Here is a 396-nt window from a genome sequence, read left to right as displayed (position 1 = left end):
ACCCAGCAGGTGCGCGCAGGAGTGGCGCATGATTTCCAGACCGTCTTCATCTTTGATGGTGATGATGGCCAGCTGCGCATCTGATTCGATCAGATCGCCGGCGTCAACCAGCTCGCCGTTGACGCGGCCGGCGATACAGGCTTTCGCCAGGCCAGGGCCGATATCGCGCGCGACATCCATCGGGGAAACGGGGTGGTCGAAATGACGCTGACTTCCGTCAGGAAGGGTAATAACAGGCATTAATAATTCCTTATCTACAGTGGTGACCCACACGACAGATCACATGCAGTACGAAAATTGGATTTTGGGTTTGGTCAGCCAGGTTTCAGATCTCGCCCACAATTGCCAGATTGAAACCTCACTGGGTATACAGAATGGAACGCATACCTTCTCAGC

At 54.0% G+C, this 396-nt stretch carries 1 protein-coding gene; it reads right to left on the bottom strand.

The annotated features are described in order from the left end of the window. The coding region (locus KQX66_RS38910) for a TGS domain-containing protein (RefSeq protein WP_216798411.1) at positions 1-240 on the bottom strand (240 nt) is incomplete at its 3' end. Positions 241-396: the final 156 nt, after the last annotated feature.

Origin of the sequence: Paenibacillus oleatilyticus, assembly GCF_018998565.1 — a bacterium.
Classification (GTDB): Bacteria; Bacillota; Bacilli; order Paenibacillales; family NBRC-103111; genus Paenibacillus_G; species Paenibacillus_G oleatilyticus.
Note: the sequence above shows the minus strand (reverse complement) of the source record. Positions and strands in the feature narration are given on the sequence as shown.